Source organism: Kitasatospora sp. NE20-6 (assembly GCF_045862635.1).
The window spans coordinates 91,219-116,666 of the sequence record NZ_BPRL01000012.1 but is presented as its reverse complement, the minus strand read 5'-3'; the positions used below and the strand labels follow the sequence as shown (position 1 = coordinate 116,666).

Below are 25,448 nucleotides of genomic sequence, written 5' to 3'. Positions count from 1 at the left end.
CGGGCGTAGGGTTTCGTCATGACAGGCACTGGAGACGTACACCACTACGGGCACGGACCCGAAGAAGTCGACGCGCCCGCGGCCAAGAAGCCCTGGCCGGAGAAGCAGAAGGGCCCGGTGCTCCTCCGCCGCGACCAGGTGGGCACCAGCACCACCGACCAGCGACTGCTGGACACCACCGGCCCCACCGACTGGCTGCACACCGACCCGTGGCGGGTCCTGCGGATCACCTCGGAGTTCGTCGAGGGCTTCGGCGCGCTCGCCGAACTGCCCGCAGCGGTGAGCGTCTTCGGCTCCGCGCGCACCCCGGTCGACTCGCCCGAGTACGCCGCGGGCGTGGAGATCGGCCGGGCCCTCGCCGAGGCCGGCTACGCGGTGATCACCGGCGGCGGCCCCGGCGCGATGGAGGCCGCCAACCGCGGCGCCTCCGACGCGGGCGGGCTCTCCGTCGGCCTCGGCATCGAGCTGCCCTTCGAGCAGGGCCTCAACGAGTTCGTCGACCTCGGGCTCAACTTCCGCTACTTCTTCGTCCGCAAGACGATGTTCGTGAAGTACTCGCAGGGCTTCGTGGTGCTGCCCGGCGGCCTCGGCACGCTGGACGAGCTCTTCGAGGCGCTCACGCTCGTGCAGACCGGCAAGGTGACCCGCTTCCCGGTGATCCTCTTCGGCACCGCGTACTGGGGCGGCCTGGTCGAGTGGCTGAAGGGCACCCTCATCGCCCAGGGCAAGGCGTCGCCGAAGGACCTGGAGCTCTTCCACGTCACCGACGACATCGAGGACGTCCTGAAGATCCTCGAAGCGAGCCGCCGCCCGAGCGGCACCGCGGTCTGAACCGCGGCACGGGCGGCACCGGGCCCGCGCCGCCGTCCGGCACCGGGCCCGCCCCCGCCGTCCGCTACGCGAGCCCCCGGCGGGCCACCGCCGGGGGCCGGACCCCGCGGATCGAGGCGACCATGTCGAGCACCTGGCGGGTCTCCTCCACCTGGTGCACCCGGTAGACCTGCGCGCCGAGCCAGGCCGAGACCGCGGTGGTGGCCAGGGTGCCGAGCAGCCGCTCGTCGACCGGGCGGTCCAGCGTCTCGCCCACGAAGTCCTTGTTGGAGAGCGAGACCAGCACCGGGAAGCCGGTCGCGGTCATCTCGGGCAGCCGGCGGGTCGCCTCCAGCGAGTGCCGGGTGTTCTTGCCGAAGTCGTGGCCCGGGTCGATGATCAGCGCGTCCCGCCGCACGCCCAGCCCCGCGGCCCGCTCGGCCAGCCCGACCGTGACCCGCAGGATGTCGGCCATGACGTCCTCGTAGCCGACCCGGTGCGGACGGGTGCGCGGCTCGGCCCCGCCCGCGTGCGTGCAGACCAGGCCGACGTCGTGGCGGGCGGCGACCTCGGCGAGCTTCGGGTCGACCCCGCCCCACGCGTCGTTCAGCAGGTCGGCGCCGACCCCGCAGACCGCCTCCCCGACCTCGTGCCGCCAGGTGTCGACGCTGATCACCGCGTCCGGGTGGCGCTTGCGCAGCTCCGCCACGAACGGCACGGTGCGGCGCAGCTCCTCCTCGACGGTGACCTCCTCGCCCGGTCCGGCCTTGACGCCGCCGATGTCGAGGATGGCCGCACCGGCGGCGACCGCGCGGTCCGCGGCGGCGAAGGCGGCCTCGTCGGCGAAGGTGGCGCCCCGGTCGAAGAAGGAGTCGGGCGTGCGGTTGACGATGGCCATGATCACCAGTTCGTCGTCGCCGAACTCACGCGGGCCAAGGCGCAGTGCCACCGGAATCTCCTCCACAGCTCGCCCGGGTGCAATGATGGGCCCCGGCCTGTCCGGGGACCATGATCCCACCATTGCCGGAGACGGGCCGGGGACTGACGGAGGACGGCTCGTGTTCTGGGTGATCGTGGCCGCGATGGCCGTGGTGGTCGGCGGTGCCGCACTGGTGGCACTCGGCGGGGGCGGGACGCTGGCGGAGGCGGTGCCGGACAGGATCGCCGCCCGGCTTCCGCACGACCGCCCGCTGGCCCGGCATGACGTGGACGAACTGCGGCTGCCGATGGCCGTCCGCGGCTACCGCATGGACGAGGTCGACACCGTGCTCGACCGGCTCGGCGCCGAGCTCGCGCTGCGCGACGCACGGATCGCCGAGCTGGAGGCGTCCGCGGTGGTCCGGGGCGCGGTGGAGGCCGCCCCCGCGGCCGCCGCGACGGACGAGCCGCTGCCCGGCCTGGAGGCGTTCGCCGCCGTGGTCGAGCCGGAGCCCGAGGCCCCCGAGGGGCCTGCGGCGCCCAGGGCGGACCTGGAGAAGAAGCCCGGCGCGGAGCAGTCGTGACCGGCGCCGTGCCCGGCCCGGACGGCCTGCTGCGCTGCGGCTGGGGCGAGTCCGCGGACGACTACCGGGTCTACCACGACACCGAGTGGGGCCGGCCGGTGCAGGGCGACGACGCGCTGTTCGAACGCGTCAGCCTGGAGGCGTTCCAGTCCGGCCTGTCGTGGATCACCATCCTGCGCCGCCGGGAGGGCTTCCGGGCCGCGTTCGCCGGGTTCGCGATCGCGGAGGTGGCCGAATTCGGCCCGGACGACGTCGAGCGCCTCGTGCAGGACACGGGCATCATCCGCAACCGCGCCAAGATCGAGGCGACGCTGGCCAACGCCCGCGCCGCCCGCGACCTGGACGGCGGCCTCTCCGCCCTGATCTGGGGCTTCGCCCCCGCCCGGGGCGGGCCGGCCCCCCGGACGCTCGCCGAGGTGCCGGCCGTGACCCCGGAGTCCACCGCGCTGGCGAAGGAACTCAGGAAACAGGGCTTCCGCTTCGTCGGCCCGACGACCGCGTACGCCCTGATGCAGGCCTGCGGCCTGGTCGACGACCACCTGGTGGACTGTCACGTGCGGGGGGCGGGCACCGCTCAGCGGCCGGTGTAGCGCGGCTGCTCCTTGGCGACGAAGGCGCGCACCGCGATGCGGTGGTCCTCGGCCTCGCCGGCCAGGGTCTGCAGCTCGTCCTCCTTGTCGAGCGCCTCGCTCAGGCCGTGCGAGGCGCCGTAGGCGAGCGACTCCTTCACGGCGCCGTACGCGACGGTCGGACCGGCGGCCAGCTGGGCGGCGAACGCCCGTGCCGTGTCGGCGAGTTCGACGGCCGGCACGACCCGGGTCGCGAGCCCGAGGCCGAGCGCCTCGTCGGCCTTGACCGTCCGGGGGAACATCAGCAGCTCGGTGGCGCGGGCGTGGCCGACCAGCCGCGGCAGCGTCCAGGAGACGCCCGAGTCGGCGGTCAGCGCGACCCCGACGAACGAGGTGTTGAAGCCCGCGGTGTCGGCGACGATCCGGAAGTCGCAGGCGAACGCGAGGCCCGCGCCGGCACCCGCCGCGACGCCGTTGACCGCGGCGACGGTCGGCTTGCGCATCCCGGCCAGGGCCCTCAGCAGCGGGTTGTAGTGCTCGGCCACCGTCCGGAGGGCTCCCTCGCCCGTCACCTCGGCCTGCTGGAGCAGGCCCAGGTGCTCCTTGAGGTCCTGGCCGACGCAGAACGCGCGGTCGCCCGCGCCGGTCAGCAGCACGGCGCGCACCGCCGGGTCGGCCGCGGCCTCGGTGACGGTGTCGCGCAGCGCCACCTTGGTCGCGACGTCGAGGGCGTTCATCGCCCCGGGCCGGTTGATGGTGATGACGGCCAGGCCGCCGTCGAGCTCGTACAGCACCGGGTCGGACATGGGTGAGGGCTCCCTGATCGTCGGTCGGGCGGGTGCGGCGCCGCAGGCCGGGGGCCGGCGCCTGACCCAGCATGACGGAGCGGGGGCCCGGTCGGGGAGTGTGAGGTATCGCACCTCCGGATGCCCGCCAGGGGACCGCCGGAACGGCTTCCGGGCCGTTGTCCGGGCCGGGTGGGAGGGTGTGCGCACCGTCGCGTGGAGGGTGATGTTGGTCATCGGGGTGCGGGATGCGGGATAATGGCTTCCGATCAATGCGTTCGATACCGGTGGTGGACGGACCGCCGGTACGGAGCTGAGCGGTTGCAGGAAGGGGAACGAGCATGGCGGCCATGAAGCCGCGGACGGGTGACGGCCCGCTCGAGGTCACCAAGGAGGGGCGGGGCATCATCATGCGTGTCCCGCTCGAAGGCGGCGGTCGCCTGGTGGTGGAGCTGACGCCCGATGAGGCCGACGCCCTGGGCGAGGCCCTGAAGAAGGCCTGCGGCTGACGCAGCGGGTGCTCCCCTCATCTCTCCCGGAGATGCCGACAGGGCCCGGATTCGAGCGAGAATCCGGGCCCTGTGCCGTGCCCGGGATCCGTCACCACCTGCAGCTTTCCGCCCGCAGTGCCGCCGTGCCGCGGTGCCGTCGCGTCTCAGCGCTTCACGGCGCAGAGCAGGCCGTCGCTGACCGGCAGCAGCGCGGGCAGCAGCCGGTCGCTCTCGCGCACCTCGCGGACGAGCTCGCGCACCGCGTGGGTCTGCGGGTCGTCCTGGTCGGGCTCGGTGAGCCGGCCCTCCTGGAAGACGCCCTCGAAGCAGACCGTGCCGCCGGGCCGCAGCAGCCGCAGCGACTCGGTGAGGTAGGCCTGCGACTCGGCCGGGTCGCCGTCGCAGAACACCAGGTCGTACTGGCCGTCGGCGAGCCGCGGCAGGACGTCCAGCGCGCGGCCCGGGATGAACCGGGCCCGGTTGGGTGCGAACCCGGCCGCCAGGTAGGCCTCACGGGCGTACTGCTGCCGCACCGGTTCGGTGTCCACGGTGGTCAGCACGCCGTCCGGCCGCATGCCGCGCAGCAGGTACACGCCGGAGACGCCGGTGCCGGTGCCGATCTCCGCGACGGACTTCGCCCCCAGGGCGGCGGCGAGCAGCCGCAGGAAGGCGCCGCCGCTCGGACCGATCGCCCGTATGCCCGTCCGCGCCGACTGGGCCCGGGCGTAGGTCAGCACCGCGTCCTCGCCGACGTAGGTGTCGGCGAGGGCCGCCCGCTCGGGCCCGAACTCGGTGATGGCTGCCTCTCCGGAGCGACGGATGCCGACCCGATGTCGACATTTTCAGCCACAGATTACTGGCCGCCCGGGAACCGCGTTCCTCGGCGGGCCGTTGAGTGGGACAGGACTTGGCGATCGGGGTACGTACGACGCCGGAGCGGCGGGCCGGGAGCCCGCACGGACGGCGGTCGTGCACTTTATCCGGATCTGACGGGCGAGGTGGATATGGTGGTGGCCCTGCTGGGCAGAAGAGCCGACCGAGGAGGTGTGGCCGAGGGCGACGTCCCTGTGCGGCGGCACGTCCGCGGCACCTCGTCGGCCCGTACGCCGAAGCCCGTGATGAACCAGCCCGCGCACACCCCCCTGGACGCACAGCCCGCGGCCGACGACACGGCGGCCGAGCCCGCCGTGGTCGCCACCTTCACCGAGGGCCCCGACGCGCAGAGCTGGACCCCGCCCTCCTGGGAGGAGATCGTCGAGGCGCACAGCGCCCGCGTCTACCGCCTGGCCTACCGGCTGACGGGCAATCAGCACGACGCCGAGGACCTCACGCAGGAGGTCTTCGTCCGGGTCTTCCGCTCGCTCTCGACCTACACGCCCGGCACCTTCGAGGGCTGGCTGCACCGCATCACCACCAACCTGTTCCTCGACATGGTGCGCCGCCGCCAGCGGATCCGCTTCGACGCCCTCGGCGAGGACGCCGCCGAGCGGCTCCCCAGCCGCGAGCCCAGCCCGGCCCAGCACTTCAGCGACACCCACTTCGACGCCGACGTCCAGCAGGCGCTGGACACCCTCGCGCCCGAATTCCGTGCCGCCGTCGTGCTCTGCGACATCGAAGGCCTCTCCTACGAGGAGATCGCCGCCACCCTCGGGGTCAAGCTCGGCACCGTCCGCAGCCGCATCCACCGCGGACGCTCGCACCTGCGGGCCGCCCTCAAGCACCGCGCACCGAACGCCGCCCCCGGCCGCCTGCGCCGCGGCGGCTCCGCCGAGCCCGTCGTGGTGGGCGCCGAGCCCGGCGCGGCCGGCGGTCTGGACCGGAGGGGCTCGTGAGCGGCGTCGGCCCCGCGGGCGACGGCCGGCCCGAGCCGGCCGGACGCTCCCGCCGGGGTCCGTCGTGGGCCCAGCTCGCCCGGCGCGGCACCGACCACGCCCTCGGCCGGACGCAGGACGACCGGCAGCCCGACGACGGACCCGTCGCCGAGCTGCGCGTCCTCGCGGTGCGCCCCGTCGAGCCGTCGGACGGGCACCACCTCGGCGACCGGCTCTCCGCCTACCTCGACGGCGAGCTCGGCCACGACGCCCGTGAGCGCGTCCAGGCCCATCTCGCGACCTGCCCCGACTGCCTCGCCGAGGCCGACGAGGCACGCGCGGTCAAGCACCTGCTGACCCGCACGGACACCCCCGGCCCCTCCACCCTGCTCATGGCGCGGCTGCTCGCGGTGGCCGCACTGCCCGACGACGAGTCCGGCGGCGGCCCGGGTGCGGGGCCGGCCCTGCCCGCCTCCGCGCCCACCCTCGGCGGCAGCCGGCTGACCGGCGGCTCGTTCGGCCGCGGAGCCGGCTCCTCGTTCGGGTCCGGCGCGCTCGGCGCCGGGGCACCGCTTCCCGGTGTCGACCCCCGCGCCGGCGTGCCCGGGCTGCCGCAGCCCGGCGGAGGCCTGCACCTGGCCCCGTCGAGCGGCCCCGCGGCGGCCCTGCGGAGCCTCACCGAGGCGCGCGGACGCCTGGGCGGCGTCCTGCCCTCCCGCGGGCGCCCCGCGGCCCTGCCGGAGCCCGTCGCGGCCGCCGCGGCACCCCGGCCGGCCTCGCCCTTCGGCCGCCGCTTCGTGTTCGCCGCCGCAGGCGCGTTCTCGGTGGCGGCGGTCACCCTGGGCGGTGTCGGCGGCCCGTCCGCCGTCGGCGGCGAGGAGCAGCACGGCACCCGGGTCAGCCCGGTGAGCGACCCGGGCGGCGCCGCCGTCCCGGTCAACGCCCAGCTGACCGCCGACCTCCCCCTCGTCCCGGCGGTCGCCTCGGCACCGCCCGGGGGCGTCCCGCATCCGCAGTCCAGCGGGTACGGCGCAGGGCTGCCCGGCACGCACAACCTGCTCCGATAGGCGGGCAGCGGTCCGGCCACCGGGTGGTCCGGGCCGCATTCCGCAGGCTGCGGGGTCACAGACGGACCTGCGCCCATTACCCTGGTACGGACGGCTGTCCGCCGACCTCGTCGGGTGCGTCGATCAGGAGCTGGGAGCGTACGTGTTCACTGACATAGGCCCTCTTGAGGTCGTCACCCTGGCCGTCCTGGCCGTGGTGATCTTCGGACCGGACAAGCTGCCCAAGCTCATCCAGGACGCCATGGGCTTCATCCGCAAGGTGCGGGCCTTCGCCGACAGCGCCAAGGACGACATCCGCAGCGAGCTGGGCCCGGAGTTCAAGGACTTCGAGTTCACCGACCTGCACCCCAAGACCTTCGTCCGCAAGCAGTTCATGGGCGGTGACGAGGACCCGCTGGGCTTCAAGGAGCTCAAGGACGGGCTCGACATCAAGTCCGTGCTGAACGACGAACCGCCCGCCCGGGTCGCCGGCGCCGCCAACATGACGAAGGCCCCCGCCGAGGCCGGCGCGCCGCTCCCCACCGGGGAGCGCCCGCCCTTCGACCTCGACGCCACCTGACCCCGGGCGCCCCGACGCGCCCCCGGCGCCCCGCCCGGTGAACCGACCGCGCGGGGTGCCGCCGTGTCCGCCGCTATGGTGTTCAGGTCGACCGCCCGCAGCGCCCCCGCTGCGCCCGGCGGTCGTTCCACGACGTGTCGCCGGCCGGCCCCGGCCGGGCGCCCGGTGCGCCCGCGGGTCCGCGGCGGCGTCGCACACGGTGACAAGGGCACGAGGAGGCCGGCGATGGACGTGACGAGCCGAGCGGGCGGAGCGGTCGCCCCCGACGGGCGGACGACGCCCGTGGTGGGCGCACAAGCCGGACCCGCCGACCCGCTGGCGTCCTACCTGGAGGCCGACTTCCCCTGGTACGGCCTCGACGGGGGCTGGACGGGCCGCCGATGGCTGCTCCCCGCCGGGGCCGGCCGGGCCGGGCAGGGCGCGGGCACCGACTACGGCTCCCTCGGGCACGGCGACGAGCCGGCCCGCCCCTACGAGGCGCGCGAGCCCGGCCGGTTCGCCGTCGTGGTCACCGTCGCCCGCAGGCCCGGACGCCGCAGTGCCGACAACACCGGCACGCTGGAGGCGACCTCGGCCTCCTCCGCGGCCTGGCTGGCCGGATCCGGCCTGATCGCGACCGTCCCGCCCGGGCAGCTCGACCGCGCCCTGCGGCAGGACTGGCTCGACCAGCAGACGGCCCTCGCCTGGGACCTCGCCGACGACCTGGAGGGCCCCGGCTGGTCCGTGCTCTCCCTGCCGGTGAACGGCGTCCCGCAGGAGTTCCGCTACCGCGAGTCCGCGTACGGCTGGGTGCTCGCCGGCGAGGCCCCGGGGGTCCTCCTGGGCGCGTACGGGCGGGGCGTCAGCGCGTACGGCGTCGGCTTCGGCACGGTCGCGGAGCTGTCGGCCTACAACGGCCGCTGAGCGACCGCTGAGCAGCCGCTGAGCGGCCGTCCGGAGCCCGCCCCGGCGTCCGTCCGCCGCAGGCGTTCCTGCCGACCGCGAACGGCAGGGGCCCCGGGAGCGCGATCCGCTCCCGGGGCCCCTGGCAGGCCGGCCGCCTACCGCGTCAGAACTTGTTCCTGGGGGTGAGCCCCAGCGAGAGGCCCGACAGGCCGCGCTGGCGGCCGCCGAGCTTGCCGGCGACGGCGCGCAGCGCGGCGCCCGCCGGGGAGTCGGGTGCGGCCAGGACGACCGGGCGGCCGTCGTCGCCGCCCTCGCGCAGCCGGACGTCGATCGGGATCGAGCCGAGCACCGGCACGGTCGCGCCGACCGAGCGGGTCAGGGCGTCGGCGACGATCTGGCCGCCGCCGGTGCCGAAGACGTCGATCATCTCGTCGCAGTGCGGGCAGGGCATGCCCGACATGTTCTCGATGACGCCGACGATCTTCTGGTGGGTCTGCAGGGCGATGGTGCCGGCCCGCTCGGCGACCTCGGCGGCGGCCATCTGCGGGGTGGTGACGATGAGGATCTCGGCGTTGGGCACCAGCTGCGCGACCGAGATGGCGATGTCGCCGGTGCCGGGCGGCAGGTCCAGCAGCAGGACGTCGAGGTCGCCCCAGTAGACGTCGGCGAGGAACTGCTGCAGCGCGCGGTGCAGCATCGGGCCGCGCCACACCACGGGTGCGTTGCCGGGGGTGAACATGCCGATGGAGATGACCTTCACGCCGTTCGCCGACGGCGGCATGATCATGTCCTGGACCTGGGTCGGCCGGCCCTCGACACCCAGCATGCGGGGCACGCTGTGGCCGTAGATGTCGGCGTCGACGACGGCGACCTTCAGGCCGTCCGCGGCCATCGCGGCGGCGAGGTTGACCGTGACGGAGGACTTGCCGACACCGCCCTTGCCGGACGCGACCGCGTACACCCGGGTCAGCGTGCCCGGCTTGGCGAAGGGGATCTCGCGCTCGGGCGCGCCGCCGCGCAGCAGCTGCGACAGCTCCTTGCGCTGCTCGTCGCTCATCACGTCGAGCTCGACCTCGACACCGGTCACGCCGGGCAGCTTCGCGACCGCCTCGGTCACCCGGCTGGTGATCGTCTCGCGCATCGGACAGCCGGAGACGGTGAGGTACACCGCGACCTTCACCGCGCCGCCGTCGGCGATCTCGACCGATTTCACCATGCCGATCTCGGTGATCGGGCGGTTGATCTCCGGGTCGTGGACGGTCCCCAGGGCCTTGCGCACGGACTCCTCCGTGACGCCGGTCCCAACCTCTGTCTCGTTGGCCATGCCTTGATGGTACGGCGCCGGGCCCGGGGCCCGACCCGCCGGTAGCGTGCGCCCGGTCACACGGTGCGGCCCGTCCGGTCACACCCGGTCCGGGGCCTCCCTGCGGTCGTCGAGCTCCTTGAGCAGCGCCTGCAGCTCGGAGCGGACGAAGTCACGGGTGGCGACCTCGCCGAGGCCCTGCCGGAGGGCGGCGACCTCGCGGGTGAGGTACTCCGTGTCGGCGATGTTCCGGTCGGAGCGGGCGCGGTCCTGCTCCATGTTGACGCGGTCGCGGTCGTCCTGGCGGTTCTGCGCGAGCAGGATCAGCGGAGCGGCGTACGAGGCCTGCAGCGACAGCATCAGGGTCAGGAAGATGAACGGGTACTCGTCGAACCGCACGACGGCCGGCAGCAGGGTGTTCCACACGACCCAGACGATGACGACGACCGACATCCAGACGATGAACCGCCCGGTGCCCAGGAAGCGGGCGATCCGCTCGGAGAGCTTGCCGAACGCCTCCGGGTCGTAGGTCGGCATCGGGATGAGGCCGCGGCGGGCGGTGCGCGGCTGGTCGAGCCGGCTGCGGCCGGTGCCGGTCTCGGGGCGCTGCGGCCGCACCCCCTCGCGGGCGCGGAGCTCGCGCAGCTGGCGCAGCTCCCGCAGCTCGCCCTGGATGCGCTGGCGCGGGGTGTCCTCGCGGCCGCGCTTGCGGTCACTGTCCATGCACGGCCTCGCTCTCGGTGCCGTGCAGCGAGGCCTCGCGCCAGTCCTCCGGCAGCAGGTGGTCGAGCACGTCGTCGACGGTGACGGCGCCGAGCAGGTGGTCGGCCTCGTCGACGACGGGCGCGGCGACCATGTTGTACGCGGCGAGGTAGCTGGTGACGAGGGGCAGCGGGGTGTCCGGCGGCAGCGGGTCGAGGTCGTCGTCGACCAGTGAGCCGACCAGGGTGAAGGGCGGCTCGCGCAGCAGGCGCTGGAAGTGCACGGTGCCCAGGTACTTGCCGGTCGGCGTCTCGTTCGGCGGGCGGCAGACGAAGATCTGGGCGGCGAGCGCGGGCTTGTTCTCCGCGATCCGCACCCGGGCGAGGGCCTCGGCGACGGTCGCGTCGGGTTCCAGCACGATCGGCTCGGTGGTCATCAGCCCGCCCGCGGTGTCCTCCTCGTACGAGAGCAGGCGGCGCACGGAGGCGGCGTCCTCGGGCTCCATCAGGCGCAGCAGCCGCTCGGCGGCCTCCTCGGGGAGGTCGGAGAGGAGGTCGGCGGCGTCGTCCGGGTCCATGGCCTCCAGCACGTCGGCGGCGCGCTCCTCCTTGAGCTTGCCGATGATCTCCACCTGGTCGTCCTCGGGCAGCTCCTCCAGGACGTCGGCGAGCCGGTCGTCGTCGAGGGCGGCGGCGACCTCGGCGCGGCGCTTGGCGGAGAGGTGGTGCAGCACGTTGGCGAGGTCGGCGGGGCGCAGCTGCTCGAAGGTGGCGAGCAGGTTGGCCGCGCCCTGGCCCTCCTCGGCGAGGGAGAAGCCGGTGAGTTCGGACCAGTCGAGGGTGAGGCTCTCGCCGCGCGCCTTGCGCAGCCGGCTCACCCGGCCGGTCTGCACGAAGACCTTGCGGATCTCCCACTCCCGGACGCGGGTCTGCACCATCGCGACGTCGAGGACGGTGACCTCCTCCTCCGTCTTGGTGCGCTGCACGGTGCGGTCCAGGAGTTCGGCCAGCACCAGCGTCTCGGAGGTCCGCTGCTCGAAACGGCGCATGTTGATGACGCCGGTGGTGAGCACCTGGCCGGACTCCAGGCTGGTGACCCGGGTCATCGGCAGGAAGATGCGGCGGCGCCCGATCACCTCGACGACCAGTCCCAGCACGCGGGGCGGCCGGCCGCCGAGGCGCAGCGAGACGACCACGTCGCGGACGCGGCCGACCTGGTCGCCGTTCGGGTCGAAGACCGCGAGTCCGGAGAGGTGCGAGATGAAGACCCGGCTGCCTGGTCCTGCCATCGGCTTCCCCTCTCCTCTCCCCGGCGGCCCGTGGGCCGGCGCCGACGGCGTGCCGTCGGTGCCCCGTCGGTTCCGCGCCAAGGCTACCCGGGGGAGTGCGGGGCAGCCCGGCAGGAACCCGCGGCCGACCGGGGGTGCCGGGCGGGCGGCGCGGCCCGGCCGCGGTGCGGGGGCCGGGTCAGCCCTTGCGGCGCTTCAGCAGCAGCCGGGGCAGGCCGGCCGGGGCGGGCCGGCGGGTGGTGGCCGGGCTCGGCATCGGCGCGGCGGTGTGCGGCGCGTCGGGCATGGCGCCGGGGCGTTCGGTGAGCGGCCCGGACGGCTCCAGCCGGAGCACCCGGCACTCGCGGGCCCAGCGGTCGCCGATGGTGTCGGTGTCCGGGGCGTTGAGCCGCTTGCCCTTGAGCTCCTCGACGGCGCCGAGCCAGGCCTCGCCGTGCGGGGCGAGTTCGGTGACGGCGGCGGGCCAGCCGGTCAGCCGGCCGCCCTTGTCCTTGCTGCGGACCGTCACGACCGCGGCGGTGCCCGCCCGCAGGCCGTGCAGCGGCTGTTCGGCGCCGTCGCCGACGACCACCACCGCGCCGTCGTGCCAGGCGTGCCACAGGGCCCGGCTCTGTTCCTGCCCGTCGGCGCGCACCCAGAGCAGGCCGGACTTCTTGGCCGCCTCCTCCAGCAGGGCGCGGTCCTGGAAGTCCTCTGCGGTGGTCGTCAAACGCTCCATGGTCCACAGCGTACGGCCTGGCGGCCCGGCGGCCGGAGGGCCGTCCGGAGAGCGTCCCATCCACCGGAATGACAGTTCCGTGGGAGGATTTGAGCCCTTACCTTTGGGCGGTCGGTTCGGCGGTCCGTCCGCCTGCCCGGCAGGCCGGCCGGCTCGTCCACCCGCCTGCCCGTCCGCCTGCCCGTCCGTCCCGTCGAAGTCGAGGAGCGCCGTGCCAGCCCGGCCCGCCACCACCGCCCCCGCGGGCGTGAGGCCCACCCCCGCCCCGGGCGGGGCCGCACTGCCCAGGACGGACCTGCTGCTCCTGGCCGTCTCCATCGCCGGCATCTCGCTCTCCGCCCCGCTGATCAGCGCCACGGCCGCCCCCGCGCTGGCCATCGCGTTCTGGCGCAACCTCATGTCGGTCGGCGTGCTGGGCCCGTACGCGCTGCTCCGGCACCGCGCCGAACTCCGCGGCATCGGCCGGCGGGCGCTGGTGCTCGCGGCGGCGGCCGGACTGCTGCTGGCCCTGCACTTCGCGCTGTGGATGCCGAGCCTGCGGATGACCTCGGTCGCCTCCTCGACCGCGCTGGTCACCACCACCCCGCTCTGGGCCATCCTGATGATGCGGCTCGCGGGCACCCGGCCGCCGCGCGCGGTCTGGCTGGGCGTCTGCGTGGCGTTCGCCGGCGTGCTGGTGCTCACCGGCGTCGACCTCACGCTCTCGCCGCGGGCCCTGCTCGGTGACGCCCTGGCGCTGGCTGCGGGCGCCGCGGCCGCCGGGTACATGCTGCTCGGCGCCGAGGTGCGGCGCACCGTCAGCACCACGGCGTACACGCTGGTCTGCTACACCACGACCGCGGTCGCCCTGCTCGGCGTCTGCCTGGCGGCCGGCACCCCGCTGGCGGGCTGGCCGGCCGGCGTGTGGTGGCAGATCGCGCTGCTGATGGTGGCGGCCCAGCTGCTCGGGCACTCGCTGAGCAACCGGGTGGTGCGCACCCTGGGCCCGTCGATCACCTCGACGGCGATCCTGCTGGAGACCCCGGGTGCGGCGCTGATCGCGGCCGTGTGGCTGGGGCAGTGGCCGCCGGCGGCCGCGTACCCGGCGGTCGGCCTGATCCTGGTGGGCCTGGTGCTGGTCGCCCGGGGCGGGCGCGGCCGCCCCTGACGCCCGCGGTCCTCCGGTCCGCCGGGACGCGAGCCCGCCGGGACGCGAGCCCGCCGGAGGGCCGGAGTGCGCGGCAGGGGTCAGAGCCAGCCGTTGCGGCGGAAGCCGCGGTACATCGCCACGCAGATCAGGGCGACGCTGCCCAGGACGAGCGGGTAGCCGTACTTGTGGTGCAGCTCCGGCATGTAGTCGAAGTTCATGCCGTAGATGCCGGTGATCATGGTCGGGACGGCGAAGATCGCCGCCCAGGCGGTGATCTTGCGCATGTCCTCGTTCTGCGCGACCGACACCTGCGCGAGGTTCGCCTGGAGCAGCGAGTTGAGCAGCTCGTCGAAGCCGTGCACCTGCTCGGTCACCCGCGCCAGGTGGTCGGCGACGTCGCGGAAGTACTTCTGGATGTCCGGGTCGATCAGCCGCTGGATCGGCTCGGAGAGCAGCTGCATCGGACGCAGCAGCGGCGTCACCGCCCGCTTGAACTCCAGCACCTCGCGCTTGAGCTGGTAGACCCGGCCGACGTCCGCACCGCGGCCCGCCTTGGCGGTGAAGACGTCGAACTCGACCTCGTCGACGTCGTTCTGCAGCCGGTCCGCGACCAGCAGGTAGTTGTCGACCACGAGGTCGGCGATCGCGTGCAGCACCGCGGACGGGCCCTTGGCGAGCAGGCCGCTGCCGTCCGAGTCGGCCTCCAGCCGGTGCCGCAGCTCCTTCAGCGCGCTGTGCCCGCCGTGCCGGACGGTGATGACGAAGTCCTGGCCGACGAAGACCATCAGCTCGCCGGTCTCGACCACCTCGCTGGTCGGCGTGAGCTGGTCGTGCTCGACGTACCGGATCGTCTTGAAGACGGCGAACAGCACGTCGTCGTACCGCTCGACCTTCGGCCGCTGGTGCGCGTGCACCGCGTCCTCGACGGCCAGCGGATGCAGGCCGAAGCGCTGCGCGATGCCCTCGAACTCCGCCTCGGTGGGCTCGTGCAGGCCGATCCAGCTGAACGATCCTGCGTCCTGCTGGCGGCACAGCTTGACCCGCTGGACGGCCTCGCGCGGGCTGCAGCTCTCGCCGACCCGCTTGCCGTCCTGGTACACGGCGCAGTCGACGACCGCCGACGGGGCGTGGCCCGGACGCAGGGTGTCGAAGGAGGTGTCGCGGCGGCGGTTCGGACGGACGGCCGCGCGCAGGTTGTTGATCATCGACATGGCAGGCTCCCTGGGGCAGGAACCGCCGCACGGCAGGCGGTGACGGCCGTGGTGCGACGGCGAGGAACACCGATGGATGTACCGGGCTGCCGACGGAGGCCCCGCGTCTCCGCGGAAAATCGACGGAGAGTCGGTTTGGGCGCCTCGGCTCCCGGGAAGGTGCTCTCCCGGCCGGGTGTGACGCCGCCTCGGTTACCTCGTCAGGGACGGGTGCGGAGGAGGAGGACAGGCCGGGCAGAGCTGCCGGTACTGCATGGTCGGCTGGTATCCACCGCAACCACCTCCTTCATGCCGCGGCTCCAGGGTTCAGCATCCCCGGTAGCCAGCCGCCCACACTAACAGTTGTCGGTGCGCCGCCGCTGGGGTGTGCGCGAAAGCGGACGCGCCGGGGCGCTAAGGTCGCGGACATGGCCCACGATTTCCCGCTGTTCGGCGACTTCTCCGACCCGTCGGGAGGCTCCTCGGAGCTCTCCCGCAGCGCGGTGCTGGCCGCCGTCGAGGCGCGGCTGCTCACCACCTTCGGCGAGAGCAGCGGCCGGGCCGCGGTGACCTTCCTCGGCACCGAGCGGATCGAGGTGCTGCGCTTCGGCCCCGACCCCGAGGGGCTCGTCCGCTACGCCACCCTCGGCATGGCCGTGAGCCCGATGGCCGACCCCACCGCCGCCGTCGCCGACCCGGTGCGCGGCCCCCGCGCGGAGCTGGTGCTCACCGTCCGCGGCGGGCGCGACGACGTGCTCCGCACCCTGGCCACCTTCGCCGCGACGCCGCAGGTGGAGGGCCTGGTCGTGACTCCCGGGGGCTCGCTCGACCTCGGCGCGCCGCTGTGGGAGGGCGCACCGTTCACCTCGGTCCTGGTGGCCGAGCCCGGCGGCCTGGTCGCCGACCTCGAACTCGCCGACCCGGCCGAGCCGGTGCGCTTCCTGCCGCTGCTCCCGATGACCCCGAACGAGGCGGCGCACAAGCGCGTCCAGGGCGCGGCCGCGCTGGAGGAGCGGTGGCTGCGGCACGGCACCGACCTGCGCGACCCGGACCGCCGCGGCGTACCGCTGGACTGACCCGGCTGCGGGCCGGCCGTGCGTCGGCGGCGGTCCGGCGGCGGTCCGGCCGGTCCGCGCGCCGCCGCGGTGCCGCGAGTGCCGGGGCGTGACGCGAATCACGCGCCCCGCGGCCGGCTCAGCCCGCGATCGGCGCCGCGCCGGTCGCCTGGCCGACCAGCGCCTCGTACGCCGCGGGGTCGGTGGTGAACTCGCCGAGCCGCACCGTCTTGCGGTGCCCGTGGTAGTCGCTCGACCCGGTGGTGAACAGGCCGAGGTCGCCGGCCAGGCCGCGCAGGTGCGCGCGGGTCGGCTCGTCGTGGTCGACGTGGTCGACCTCCAGTCCGCCGAGACCGGCCGCCGCGAGATCGGCCAGCACCTCGTCGGAGACCGTGCGGCCGCGCTTCACCGCGCCCGGGTGCGCGAACACCGGCACGCCGCCGGCCGCGCGGACGAGCCGGACGGCGGTCGCCGGGTCGGTCTCGTGCTTGCGGACGTCGGCCCGGCCGCCGTTGGCCAGCCATTCGGCGGTGAAGGCGTCCGAGACGGTGGCGACCACGCCGGCCTCGACGAGGGCGCTGGCGATGTGCGGGCGGCCCACCGAGCCGTTGCCCGCGATCCGCTCGACCTGCTCCCAGCTGATCGGCGCCCCCAGCTCCCGGCAGCGCTCGACGATCGCCCGGCCGCGCCGGAAGCGGTCGTTGCGCACGAGGTCGCGCTCGGCGGCGAAGGCCGGTTCGGCCGGGTCGAAGAGGTACGCCAGCAGGTGCAGGCTGATGCCGTCGACGTGGCAGGAGAGTTCGGCGCCCGGCACCAGGGTCAGCCCGGTGCCGCGCACGGCCTCGGCGGCCTCGGCGTGTCCCGCGACGGTGTCGTGGTCGGTCAGCGCGACGACGTCCAGGCCGGCCGCGACCGCCGCCGCGACCAGCTCGGCCGGGCTGTCGGTGCCGTCGGAGGCATTGCTGTGGGCGTGCAGGTCGATGCGCACGGGCGGGGCTCCAGGGGCCTCGGGGGCGGGCGGTGCCGGCTGCCCGGCGTCGTCCAGCCTAGACCGACCGGCAACAGGGCCCGCGGCGTCGCGGTGCCGGGGCCCGCGGGGCCCCGGCACCGGCCGCGGATGCCGGTCAGCCCAGCAGGCGCGGGGTGAGGGCGCCGCAGGGCAGCAGCCCCAGCTCGGCGCCGGCGTCGCGCAGGTCGGTGAGCACCAGCTCGTCGTGCATGAGCAGGGCGGACTGCTCGGGCCACGCCACCGCCCACAGCCAGAGCCCGCGGGCCTCGCCGACGTACACGGCGCGGTCGTCGGGGGCGTCGGGCACGTGGAACATCGGGGTGGGGCGCCCGGCGGCCATGAGCTTGGCGTCGGCAGGCTTGTACAGCGAGACCGACTCTCCGGGGTCCGGACCGGACAGGCCGGCGTACCGGGCCCCGAGGCCGACCCCGAGCTCCTCCGCGACGAGCACCAGCTCGCCGAACCCGCCGAGCGGTGCCGGGCCGGAGCAGGCGACCGCGGTGGCGCGGGCGCCCGACAGGTCGTCACCGACGTGGGCGATGCCGGTGAACAGCCAGCCGACCGGCAGCGGCCAGGGCAGCCAGACCGGCACCTGGGACCGGGCGACCGCGACGTTCAAGGCCTCCACGCTCGGCGGCAGCACGGGTTGCATCGGGTGCACGTCGCCGTGGCGGTCGCACTGCCATGTGTCGGAGAAGAGACCGGGGGCGCGGACCCGACCGGCGCACCTCGGGCAGCTTGGCTCGCCCCTCATAGCCGACAACGCTCCTCCCTCCGGACCGCCGCGTCAAGGACGATCACCCGTACGGGGTGCCTCGCGCCGGGGCGGCACGGCCCCGTTGGGAAATGTCCCGTCACGGGGGGCGGCAAACGTCACGCTGGTCGCGCCGGGTGCGCGGGGGCGACGCGCTGACGCCCCGTCGTCCTCGGAGGATGACGGGGCGTCGGTGGTGCGGCGGGCCGGCCCGGTGCGGGCCGGGCCGGGTCACGCGTTCGGGAACGGCCGGATGTACAGGCGTTCGCCCGTGGCGGCCGCATCCTTCAGGTACTGGCGGACGGTGTCGGCGTCGACGATCAGTCGGTCGGTGGCGACGCCGGAAGCGTCGTCCAGTCGGAGGATCTCGAAACGCATGTGCCTCTCCCTTCCCGGCCCGGTGGGCCGAGGCGGCTGTGGCGGGCCGTCGACCGGGTGGTCGGTGGCCGGCTCCTGCTGGTGGGTCTGTCGTCCGGCGGCTGCTGCTGGCCGCATCGTCCCCCCTCGCGCACCAGGCGGCCCGTGGGCCGAGGCGACAGTGCCTCAGATGCTCCACCGTGCCGCACTGCTGATTCCTGGCGGTTGCCCGTCCGTGAAGTCCTGGTTTCGGCGTATCCGCCGTGAGGGGCAACCGCGCTCGCGGCGCAACGATTCCCGGACAGAGTCAAATATTACCCGAGCTAAAGGTTTTTGTCCTGGACTTTTGCGGACGGCCGCCGGGAGGCCCGCTCAGCCCCAGAAACCGGCCAGGGCCGCGGCCGTCGCGGCAGGCTGCTCGGCGTTGGGGGAGTGCCCGGCCTCCGGCACCGCGGTGTACCGGGCACCCAGTCGCCGCGCCATCGCCGCCTGCTCCTCGACCGGCCAGGCGTAGTCCCGCACCCCCGACACCACCTGCACCGGCAGCGGGGCCGCGGCCAGCTCGGCGACCCGGTCCCGTGCGGTCACCAGGTGCTCGCCCATCGCGGCCAGCGCCGCGGGCACGTTCGCGAGCCAGCGGCGCTCCAGGAAGGCCGCCACCTCGGGGTGCAGCTCCGTACGGTCCCCGCTGCCCGCCTCCATCTGCTGCATGACCTGCCAGATCGCCGCCAGGTCCATCACCGGGAGGGCGTCCAGCAGCAGCTTCGTCCGGGCGGCCTCGGCCGGGTCGATGGCGCCGGGCCCGGTGGACAGCAGGGTGAGCGAACGCCACGGCAGCGGCCCGCCCGCGGCCAGCACCGCCTCGCGGACGACGTGTCCGCCGAACGAGTGCCCGAGCAGGTGCAGCGGCCCGTGGCCGGCGAGCTCCGCGGAGAGCGCCAGGACGTCCTGCGCCAGCTCCTCCACCCGGTACGGCCGCGGGTCGGCGGGACCGCCCGTCTCGTACTGCCCGCGCTGGTCGACGGCGGCCACCCGGTACCCGGCCGCGGCGAGCGGCTCCAGCAGCGCGATGAAGTCCTCCTTGCTGCCGGTGAACCCGGGCACGAGGAGGGCGGAGCCGCGCACCGGCCCGGACGGCTCCGCGAGCAGCGCGGCGAACGCGCCCCGCCCGGTGGACAGGCGCAGGGCGCGCGCGCAGCCGGGCAGGGTCAGGAAGGGCGGGGTGCTCATGGCGGTGCTCCAGGCGTCGCGGAGGGTGACGGCGTTCCGAGCTTAGGCGTCCGCCGCCGCCGTCCCCGTGCACCGCCGGGACGCGCCGGAGGGCGGCCCCGATCGTGTCGACCGGGACCGCCCTCCGGGTGCGGTCAGCTCTCCGCGGGTGCCTCGGCCGGCGCGACGGCGCGACGGGTCCTGGCGCGGCGGCGCGGGGCCTCTCCGGTGGCCTCGGCGGTCTCCGGGGAGGTACCGGCGGCCTCGGTCGCGGCCTCGGCCGGGGCGGCCTTGGCGCGGGTGCGGCGGCGCGGGGCGGGCGCGGTGACGGCCTCGGCCGCGGCGTCGGTGGCCTCCGCCTTGGGGGCGGCGGCGCGGGTCCGGCGGCGCGGGGCCGGGACGGTCTCCGCCAGTGCGACGGCCTCCGTGGCGGGGGTCGCCTCCGTGACCACGGCCGCCGGGGCGTCCGTCGCCTGCTCCGTCGCCTGCACCGCGGTGTCCGTCGCGGTCTCCGCGCCGTCCGTGCCGGTGGCGCGGGTGCGGCGGCGACGGCGGCGCGGTGCGGCGTCGCCCTCGGTCACCGTGCGCTCGGCCGTCGCCGGGGCCGCCGCGGGGGCGTCCGGCCGGTCCGAGGACTCGGCCACGGCCGTGTCCGGGGCGGTCTCGCCGGAGCCGCCGCGGGTGCGCCGGCGCTCGCGGGCCTTGCGGGCGGGGCGCTCGGCGGCCGGCTCGGGCTCGGGGGCGCTGTCGGCCCGGCCGCCGCGGGTGCGGGGGCGGGCGCCGCGGCCGCCGGTCTCGCCGAGGTCCTCGACCTCCTCCGCGCCGAGGCCGGCGCGGGTGCGCTCGGCGCGCGGCAGGACGCCGGTGGTGCCCGGGGCGATCTTGAGCAGCTCGTAGAGGTGCGCGGAGGTGGAGTAGGTCTCCGGCGGGTCCGTGAACGGCAGGTCCAGCGCCTTGTTGATCAGCTGCCAGCGCGGGATGTCGTCCCAGTCGACGAGGGTGACGGCGGTGCCCGACGCGCCGGCGCGGCCGGTGCGGCCGATCCGGTGCAGGTAGGTCTTCTCGTCGTCGGTGCACTGGTAGTTGATGACGTGCGTGACGCCCTCGACGTCGATGCCGCGGGCGGCGACGTCGGTGCAGACCAGCACGTCGACCTTGCCGTTGCGGAAGGCCCGCAGGGCCTGCTCGCGGGCGCCCTGGCCGAGGTCGCCGTGGACGGCGCCCGCGGCGAATCCGCGCTTGGTGAGCTGCTCGGCGACGTCCGCGGCGGTGCGCTTGGTGCGGCAGAAGATCATCACGAGCCCGCGGCCGTCGGCCTGCAGGATGCGCGAGACGACCTCGACCTTGTCCAGCGAGTGCGCACGGAAGATGTGCTGCTCGATGTTGGCGACGGTCGTGCCGGTGTCGTCCGGAGCGGCCGCACGGATGTGCGTCGGCTGGCTCATGTACCGGCGGGCGAGGCTGATGACCTGGCCCGGCATGGTGGCGGAGAAGAGCAGCGTCTGCCGCTTGGCGGGCAGCATCGTGATGATCTTCTCGACGTCGGGCAGGAAGCCCAGGTCGAGCATCTCGTCGGCCTCGTCGAGGACCAGCGAGCGGACCTTCGAGAGGTCGAGCTTGCGCTGGCCCGCGAGGTCGAGCAGGCGGCCCGGGGTGCCGACGACGATGTCGACGCCCTTCCGGAGCGCCTCGACCTGGGGCTCGTAGGCACGGCCGCCGTACACCGCGAGGACGCGGACGTCGCGGACCTTGCCGGCGGTCTGCAGGTCGTTGGTGACCTGGGTGCACAGCTCGCGGGTGGGCACCACGATGAGCGCCTGCGGGCTGTCGGTGAGCTGCTCCTCGGTGGCCCGGCCGGCGTCCACGTCGGCGCGCACGACCGCCCGCTCGATGAGCGGGAGGCCGAAGCCGAGGGTCTTGCCGGTGCCGGTCTTGGCCTGGCCGATGACGTCGTGCCCGGTCAGCGCGACCGGGAGGGTCATCTCCTGGATCGGGAACGGGTGCAGGATGCCGACGGACTCGAGCGCCTCTGCGGTCTCCGGAAGGACGCCCAGATCCCGGAAGGTGGTCTTGGGGGTATCGGTGGTGGACAGGGTGCTGCCTCTTCCATGTGGGGGGCCGAGAGCGAGGGATGAGCAGCGGGCGACCGTCGCGTGCGGGCCCGGGGGCCCGTCATCGCCGGGGTCGCACAACCGCGCCTGCCCCGGTGCGCCTGCCGGTCGGGGCGGCCCGTCTCGGGTCGCGTCGTCCGGCGGCGTGGGGGAGGGATCCCGTGTGGGGCTGGCGCGGGACCTGCGCCGTGCGGCGCGGTCCGCGGCGGCCCTCGCTCGGCCACTGATGCGGTGCCTGGCTTGGGGTCCAAGCCAAGGTCGGAGCCGATCGGGTCTCCGACCGGGCATCCGCGTACGTGAGTGCCCGGTGCGGTGTCCGTGCTGTGCACGTCTGCGCGGCCTGCCGTCCTCCGGCGGGCCGCGCGATCACACCAGGCCTCACTACCACCATACAGGGGCGCGACCACTCGAACACGTGACGCGCCTTACTCGGTCCTCCGCGGGCCCGGCTAGGGTGGCGGACCATGGAGTCACAGGAATCTGGCGATGTCGCGTCGATCGGCGACTGGGCGGCCTGCTCGGCCGACCCCGGCTACCGCGCCGCGGTGCTCGACCTGCTCGGCGCGCTGGCGTACGGCGAGCTGAGCGCGTTCGAGCGGCTGGCCGAGGACGCGAAGTTCGCGCCCGGCCTGACCGACAAGGCGGCGCTGGCACGGATGGCGTCCGCGGAGTTCCACCACTACCAGCAGCTGCACGACCGGCTGGCCGAGGTCGGGGCGGACCCGACCGAGGTGATGACCCCGTTCGTCGAGCCGCTGGAGGCCTTCCACCGGCTGACCGCGCCGTCCGACTGGCTGGAGGGCCTGGTCAAGGCGTACGTCGGCGACTCGATCGCCACGGACTTCTACCGCGAGGTGGCCGTCCGGCTGGACGACGACACCCGCGACCTCGTGCTCGGCGTCATGGCGGACACCGGGCACGCGCAGTTCGCGGTGGACCGCGTGCGGCAGGCCATCACGGACGACCCGCGGGTCGGCGGGCGGCTCGCCCTCTGGGGCCGGCGGCTGATGGGCGAGGCGCTCAGCCAGGCGCAGCGGGTCGTCGCCGAGCGCGACGCCCTGTCGAACCTGCTGGTCGGCGGGGCGTCGGTGGAGGGCTTCGACCTGGTCGAGGTCGGCAAGATGTTCACCCGGATCACCGAGGCGCACACCCGGCGGATGGCCGCCCTGGGGCTGGCCTCCTAGGTCCGGTCGCGGCGCCGCCGGCGGAGCCCCCTTCAGGCGGGGCGGTGCCGGCGGTGGCCGCCGGAGCGGGCGGCGAGGTCGGGCCGGGCCAGCACGGAGACCAGCAGGCCCGAGCAGACGGCGCTGACGGCGATCGACAGGCCGGTGCCGTGCCCGTCCAGCGCGTAGCGGGAGACCAGGCCGGCGAGCAGGGCGGCGACCACCGCGGTGGCGACCGTCAGCACGCGGGGCGCGGGGAAGTACTCCGGCAGCAGCACGAGGGCGCCCGCACCCACGGCCAGGCCGATGAGGACGTAGGCGACGGTCTCGACGAGCACGGGCGGCCTCCCGGGGGTCGTACGGCACGGTGCTTCGTTCCCGGCCATACCCGCAGGTGCGGGTCGGTACGCGTGCACGGGGCGATCCCACCCGTGCGGTCCGCGGACGCCACGGTGCCCCGGCCCTCACGGGGAGGGCCGGGGCACCGGGTGCGTCGTCCTGCGTCAGAGCGTGCCGAAACCGACCTTGCGGACGGCCTGCTCGCCGATCTCCACGTACGCCAGGCGCTCCGCGGGGACGATGATGCGGCGGCCGTGCTCGTCCGCCAGCACCAGGAGCTTGGACGTGCCCTCCAGCGCCTTGGCGATCGCGCTCTCGACCTCGTCGGCAGTCTGCGGGCTCTCGAGAACGATCTCTCGGGGCGCGTTCTGCACGCCGATCTTGACCTCCACGGCTTCCGTCCCTCCGGGTTGCAGCCATTCACGCGCGCTGTTCGAACGGATGTCCGAGGTCACCGCGCCGTACGGCTTCACCTTAGAGCACCGGATCGGCCGTGCGGCGAAGGTCGGGAGATCGCTACTCGCCGCCCGCCGGGCCGCTGCCGTCGGTCGGGTGCATCGGGAAGCCCTTCAGTCCGCGCCAGGCCAGGCTGGCCACCAGCCGCACGGCCTCGTCCTGCGGGATCTCCCGGCCCTGCGAGAGCCAGTAGCGGGCGGTGATCTGCGCCAGGCCGCAGACTCCGGCGGCCAGCAGCTTCGACTCGGCCTCCGGCAGGTCGGTGTCCTCGGCGATGACCTTGCTGACGAGCGTGGCGCTCATGTCCGAGGCCCGCTCGACCCGCTCGCGGACGGCCGGCTCGTTGGTCAGGTCCGACTCGAAGACCAGCCGGAACGCGCCCGACTCGCTGGAGACGTAGTGGAAGTACGCCTCCATCGTCGCGGCCACGCGCTGCTTGTTGTCGCTGGTCGCCTCCAGCGCGTTGCGGGTGGCGTCGACCAGGGAGTCGCAGTGCTTGTCGAGCAGGGCGAGGTAGAGCTCCAGCTTCCCGGGGAAGTGCTGGTAGAGCACGGGCTTGCTGACCCCGGCGCGGTCGGCGATGTCGTCCATGGCCGCGGCGTGGTAGCCCTGGGCGACGAACACCTCCTGGGCGGCTCCGAGCAGCTGTTCACGGCGGGCGCTTCGCGGCAGGCGAGCACCTCGCGGACGCTCCTGCGCCTCCTGGATGGCCGTCACGGCGGTCCTCACTTCACGGTCTGGGCGTACCCGGCAGGGCCTTGAGTCTACTTTTCGGTAACCGGATCTGCGCCTGCGGAAGCCGAGTAAAGCGTAGAAACAGGCTTGTCGGGAGCCCACAATACGACCAGCGTGCGCCGTGTCCGAGGGGTGAGACCGGGCCGGGTACCGGTGCGTACCCTCCGCGGATCACTACGATCGTGCTCCATGAGCGCTGATCAGCAGGTGCAGAGCGGTGCCCCGGCCCACCGCACGGTGGAGGTGCCCGGAGCGGTGCTGGCGGTCGGGCCCGCGGTGCCCGCGGACGCGGACGGCCTGCCGCCCGCGCTCTTCGTCCACGGGCTGGGCGGCTCCGCCGACAACTGGACCGACCTCATGGCCGAACTCGCGGACGAGGTCTCCGGCGAGGCCGTCGACCTGCCGGGCTTCGGCTGGTCGGCGCCGCCGCAGGACGGCAACCTGACGCTCTCCGGCCACGTCCGGGCGGTCATCGGCTACCTGGAGAAGTCGGGCCGCGGGCCCGTCCACCTCTTCGGCAACTCGCTCGGCGGCGCGGTCTCCGTCCGCCTCGCCGCCCTCCGCCCCGACCTCGTCCGCAGCCTGACCCTCATCTCCCCGGCACTGCCCGAGATGCCCCCGCAGGCCAGCGCCTGGCCCACCGCCGTGCTCGCCGTGCCCGGCGTGCCCGCGCTGCTGCGCCGCCGGGCGGCCGGCTCGGGCCGCACCGCCGAGCAGGCCACCGAGGACCTGCTGCGGCTCGTCTACGGCGACATCGGCACGATCCCGCCCGAGCGCCGCGAGCGCGCCGTCGCCGAGTGCCGCCGCCGCATGGGGCTGCCGTACGCCCTGCAGGCGACCGTCGGCTCGGCCCGCGGCATCGTCTCCGCCTACACCGAGCGCGGCGAGCAGGCGCTGTGGCGGCAGGCCGCCCAGGTCAAGGCGCCCGTCCTCCTCGTGTACGGCCTGAAGGACAAGCTGGTCTCGTACCGCTCCGCCCGCCGGGCCTGCGCGGCGTTCGCCGACGCCCGGCTGCTGGTGCTGCCCGACTCCGGGCACGTCGCGATGATGGAGCACCCGGAGCGGGTGGCCCGCGCCGTCCGGGAGCTGCTCGCCGAGGTCTGAGCGGCCGCCCGGCCCGGGTCGGCGCGCCGCGGTGAACGCGCCGCGGCGCCTCAGGTCACGCCCTTTCACTCGTTCAGGTGGCATGCCCGCACGCGGACGAGGAGTCGTCGGCGTTCCGCTCTACCTTCGAGCTGTCAGACCGAACAGGTGTGGGGGGAGAGGCGGCCGGCACCGGACCCGAGCGGGTTCCGGGCCGTCCGCCCGGTGGAGCCGGACACCATGACCGCGGGGAGCGGGAGCGGTGCCCGGGCGGCTCCGCCGGCTTTCCGGGCATTGGTGTCACTGGGTGATCAGGCTCCCTGTCGCGTCGTCGCATCCCGATCCGTCGCACTGCTCCGGAGGTCGTC

At 74.7% G+C, this 25,448-nt stretch carries 28 protein-coding genes; 12 read left to right on the top strand and 16 right to left on the bottom strand.

What is annotated here, in order from left to right:
- The first annotated feature begins 18 nt into the window (after positions 1-18).
- Complete coding sequence (locus SNE206_RS13460) at positions 19-831, top strand: TIGR00730 family Rossman fold protein (RefSeq protein ID WP_407913543.1); 813 nt, start codon at positions 19-21, stop codon at positions 829-831.
- 64 nt (positions 832-895) lie between these two features.
- On the opposite strand, the gene folP is transcribed toward SNE206_RS13460, so the two are convergent.
- Positions 896-1,708, bottom strand: coding sequence for a dihydropteroate synthase (folP, locus tag SNE206_RS13455; RefSeq protein WP_407913614.1), 813 nt, complete (start codon positions 1,706-1,708; stop codon positions 896-898).
- A gap of 160 nt (positions 1,709-1,868) precedes the next feature.
- Here folP and SNE206_RS13450 point away from each other — a divergent pair, with 160 nt between their 5' ends.
- Positions 1,869-2,312: a DivIVA domain-containing protein gene (locus SNE206_RS13450; RefSeq protein ID WP_407913542.1), complete on the top strand. Its 444-nt coding sequence runs from the start codon at positions 1,869-1,871 to the stop codon at positions 2,310-2,312.
- Positions 2,309-2,902, top strand: a complete 594-nt coding sequence (gene tag / locus SNE206_RS13445; RefSeq protein WP_407913541.1) for a DNA-3-methyladenine glycosylase I — start codon at positions 2,309-2,311, stop codon at positions 2,900-2,902. The genes SNE206_RS13450 and tag overlap by 4 nt, the downstream gene beginning before the upstream one ends.
- Here tag and SNE206_RS13440 read toward each other — a convergent pair.
- Positions 2,887-3,687: an enoyl-CoA hydratase/isomerase family protein gene (locus tag SNE206_RS13440; protein ID WP_407913540.1), complete on the bottom strand. Its 801-nt coding sequence runs from the start codon at positions 3,685-3,687 to the stop codon at positions 2,887-2,889. The genes tag and SNE206_RS13440 overlap by 16 nt on opposite strands.
- Positions 3,688-4,007: 320 nt before the next feature.
- On the opposite strand from SNE206_RS13440, the gene SNE206_RS13435 reads away from it, so the two are divergent.
- On the top strand, positions 4,008-4,175 hold the full coding sequence (locus SNE206_RS13435) for a DUF3117 domain-containing protein (protein WP_014137929.1): 168 nt from the start codon (positions 4,008-4,010) through the stop codon (positions 4,173-4,175).
- Between the two features lie 146 nt (positions 4,176-4,321).
- On the opposite strand, the gene SNE206_RS13430 is transcribed toward SNE206_RS13435, so the two are convergent.
- A complete protein-coding gene (locus SNE206_RS13430; protein ID WP_407913613.1) occupies positions 4,322-4,978 on the bottom strand; it encodes an O-methyltransferase in 657 nt (218 codons plus the stop codon).
- Positions 4,979-5,275: 297 nt separating this feature from the next.
- On the opposite strand from SNE206_RS13430, the gene sigE reads away from it, so the two are divergent.
- The 4 genes from sigE to SNE206_RS13410 all read left to right on the top strand — a co-directional run bounded on the left by sigE (position 5,276) and on the right by SNE206_RS13410 (position 8,497).
- Positions 5,276-5,989 carry an RNA polymerase sigma factor SigE gene (sigE, locus tag SNE206_RS13425; protein ID WP_407913612.1) on the top strand — a complete coding sequence of 238 codons (714 nt, stop codon included), beginning with the start codon at positions 5,276-5,278 and terminating at the stop codon, positions 5,987-5,989.
- Complete coding sequence (locus SNE206_RS13420; protein WP_407913539.1) at positions 5,986-7,035, top strand: zf-HC2 domain-containing protein; 1,050 nt, start codon at positions 5,986-5,988, stop codon at positions 7,033-7,035. The genes sigE and SNE206_RS13420 overlap by 4 nt, the downstream gene beginning before the upstream one ends.
- Before the next feature lie 142 nt (positions 7,036-7,177).
- A complete protein-coding gene (locus tag SNE206_RS13415) occupies positions 7,178-7,594 on the top strand; it encodes a sec-independent translocase (protein ID WP_407913538.1) in 417 nt (138 codons plus the stop codon).
- Positions 7,595-7,819: 225 nt separating this feature from the next.
- Positions 7,820-8,497: a hypothetical protein gene (locus SNE206_RS13410; protein ID WP_407913537.1), complete on the top strand. Its 678-nt coding sequence runs from the start codon at positions 7,820-7,822 to the stop codon at positions 8,495-8,497.
- A 145-nt stretch (positions 8,498-8,642) separates the two neighbouring features.
- Here the strand turns inward: SNE206_RS13410 and SNE206_RS13405 are convergent, their stop codons facing one another.
- The 4 genes from SNE206_RS13405 to SNE206_RS13390 all read right to left on the bottom strand — a co-directional run bounded on the left by SNE206_RS13405 (position 8,643) and on the right by SNE206_RS13390 (position 12,490).
- Positions 8,643-9,803, bottom strand: coding sequence for an Mrp/NBP35 family ATP-binding protein (locus tag SNE206_RS13405; RefSeq protein ID WP_407913536.1), 1,161 nt, complete (start codon positions 9,801-9,803; stop codon positions 8,643-8,645).
- A 78-nt stretch (positions 9,804-9,881) separates the two neighbouring features.
- The gene (locus SNE206_RS13400; protein WP_407913535.1) at positions 9,882-10,505 is read right to left on the bottom strand and encodes a DUF1003 domain-containing protein; all 624 of its coding nucleotides are present in this window, start codon (positions 10,503-10,505) and stop codon (positions 9,882-9,884) included.
- Positions 10,495-11,772, bottom strand: coding sequence for a magnesium transporter MgtE N-terminal domain-containing protein (locus SNE206_RS13395; protein ID WP_407913534.1), 1,278 nt, complete (start codon positions 11,770-11,772; stop codon positions 10,495-10,497). Before SNE206_RS13395 ends, SNE206_RS13400 begins: the two co-directional genes overlap by 11 nt.
- Positions 11,773-11,950: 178 nt before the next feature.
- Positions 11,951-12,490, bottom strand: coding sequence for a hypothetical protein (locus SNE206_RS13390; protein ID WP_407913533.1), 540 nt, complete (start codon positions 12,488-12,490; stop codon positions 11,951-11,953).
- A gap of 211 nt (positions 12,491-12,701) precedes the next feature.
- Between SNE206_RS13390 and SNE206_RS13385 the strand changes: the two genes are divergently transcribed.
- Complete coding sequence (locus SNE206_RS13385) at positions 12,702-13,637, top strand: DMT family transporter (RefSeq protein ID WP_407913532.1); 936 nt, start codon at positions 12,702-12,704, stop codon at positions 13,635-13,637.
- 80 nt (positions 13,638-13,717) lie between these two features.
- Here the strand turns inward: SNE206_RS13385 and corA are convergent, their stop codons facing one another.
- Positions 13,718-14,830, bottom strand: a complete 1,113-nt coding sequence (gene corA, locus SNE206_RS13380; protein ID WP_407913531.1) for a magnesium/cobalt transporter CorA — start codon at positions 14,828-14,830, stop codon at positions 13,718-13,720.
- A 407-nt stretch (positions 14,831-15,237) separates the two neighbouring features.
- Between corA and SNE206_RS13375 the strand changes: the two genes are divergently transcribed.
- Positions 15,238-15,885, top strand: a complete 648-nt coding sequence (locus SNE206_RS13375) for a suppressor of fused domain protein (protein ID WP_405011715.1) — start codon at positions 15,238-15,240, stop codon at positions 15,883-15,885.
- 118 nt (positions 15,886-16,003) lie between these two features.
- Here SNE206_RS13375 and SNE206_RS13370 read toward each other — a convergent pair whose 3' ends face one another.
- The 5 genes from SNE206_RS13370 to SNE206_RS13350 form a co-directional block, all read right to left on the bottom strand.
- Positions 16,004-16,852 carry a PHP domain-containing protein gene (locus SNE206_RS13370; protein WP_407913530.1) on the bottom strand — a complete coding sequence of 283 codons (849 nt, stop codon included), beginning with the start codon at positions 16,850-16,852 and terminating at the stop codon, positions 16,004-16,006.
- A 136-nt stretch (positions 16,853-16,988) separates the two neighbouring features.
- Positions 16,989-17,627 (bottom strand): DUF6758 family protein, encoded by a 639-nt coding sequence (locus tag SNE206_RS13365; protein WP_405011713.1) that lies wholly within the window; start codon positions 17,625-17,627, stop codon positions 16,989-16,991.
- A gap of 231 nt (positions 17,628-17,858) precedes the next feature.
- Entirely contained in the window at positions 17,859-18,005 is a 147-nt protein-coding gene (locus SNE206_RS13360; RefSeq protein ID WP_407913529.1) for a hypothetical protein, read from the bottom strand.
- Between the two features lie 351 nt (positions 18,006-18,356).
- Positions 18,357-19,214 (bottom strand): alpha/beta fold hydrolase, encoded by an 858-nt coding sequence (locus tag SNE206_RS13355; RefSeq protein WP_407913528.1) that lies wholly within the window; start codon positions 19,212-19,214, stop codon positions 18,357-18,359.
- A gap of 134 nt (positions 19,215-19,348) precedes the next feature.
- Positions 19,349-21,175 carry a DEAD/DEAH box helicase gene (locus SNE206_RS13350; protein ID WP_407913527.1) on the bottom strand — a complete coding sequence of 609 codons (1,827 nt, stop codon included), beginning with the start codon at positions 21,173-21,175 and terminating at the stop codon, positions 19,349-19,351.
- A 593-nt stretch (positions 21,176-21,768) separates the two neighbouring features.
- Here SNE206_RS13350 and SNE206_RS13345 point away from each other — a divergent pair.
- A complete protein-coding gene (locus SNE206_RS13345) occupies positions 21,769-22,488 on the top strand; it encodes a ferritin-like fold-containing protein (RefSeq protein WP_407913526.1) in 720 nt (239 codons plus the stop codon).
- Positions 22,489-22,520: 32 nt separating this feature from the next.
- Here the strand turns inward: SNE206_RS13345 and SNE206_RS13340 are convergent, their stop codons facing one another.
- From SNE206_RS13340 to SNE206_RS13330, 3 genes are all read right to left on the bottom strand, one after another.
- Positions 22,521-22,805, bottom strand: a complete 285-nt coding sequence (locus SNE206_RS13340; protein ID WP_407913525.1) for a hypothetical protein — start codon at positions 22,803-22,805, stop codon at positions 22,521-22,523.
- 165 nt (positions 22,806-22,970) lie between these two features.
- A complete protein-coding gene (locus tag SNE206_RS13335) occupies positions 22,971-23,198 on the bottom strand; it encodes a DUF3107 domain-containing protein (RefSeq protein ID WP_405011707.1) in 228 nt (75 codons plus the stop codon).
- Positions 23,199-23,322: 124 nt separating this feature from the next.
- Positions 23,323-23,979 carry a TetR/AcrR family transcriptional regulator gene (locus tag SNE206_RS13330; protein ID WP_407913524.1) on the bottom strand — a complete coding sequence of 219 codons (657 nt, stop codon included), beginning with the start codon at positions 23,977-23,979 and terminating at the stop codon, positions 23,323-23,325.
- A 207-nt stretch (positions 23,980-24,186) separates the two neighbouring features.
- On the opposite strand from SNE206_RS13330, the gene SNE206_RS13325 reads away from it, so the two are divergent.
- Complete coding sequence (locus tag SNE206_RS13325) at positions 24,187-25,101, top strand: alpha/beta fold hydrolase (protein WP_407913523.1); 915 nt, start codon at positions 24,187-24,189, stop codon at positions 25,099-25,101.
- Positions 25,102-25,448: the final 347 nt, after the last annotated feature.